The following is a 379-nucleotide window of genomic DNA, read 5'->3' on the forward strand; positions in this document are numbered from 1 at the left end:
TGACATCGAGGCGATTACCGGCCGGGTCGAAGCGATAGTCGTGGCGCTGCGCCCCGTGCTGGCTTGCGATGAGCCGGCCCGAGGCATCGTAGGCGTAGGCGATGGCGCGGGTGCCGGCGCCATCGCGTTGGTGGATCGAGGCCAGATGCGCATGGGCGTCGTAAGCGTACTCGCGGATCAGGGGTTCGGCGTGGGGCGTGGTCAGTGCGCTGCGTGACAGCTGCCCGAGTGCGGTGTAGGCGCGGGTCTCCTTCAGGATGGGGGCGCCGCCCAGCGCAGGGCCGTCGGGGCGCAGGGTGCGCGACACCTCACGGTGCAGCGCATCGCGCTCGAAATCGATCTCGATGCCATTCACGCGCAGGCCGTGGAGGTGGCCCGA

At 69.9% G+C, this 379-nt stretch carries 1 protein-coding gene; it reads right to left on the minus strand.

Annotated features, from left to right (window positions below; all coding sequences use genetic code 11):
- Positions 1-379: hypothetical protein (locus DNK49_RS24280; RefSeq protein ID WP_165843442.1), on the minus strand; the 379-nt coding region annotated here is incomplete at both ends.

It is taken from the genome of Parazoarcus communis SWub3 = DSM 12120 (genome assembly GCF_003226565.1).
In the GTDB taxonomy this organism is placed as follows: Bacteria; Pseudomonadota; Gammaproteobacteria; order Burkholderiales; family Rhodocyclaceae; genus Parazoarcus; species Parazoarcus communis.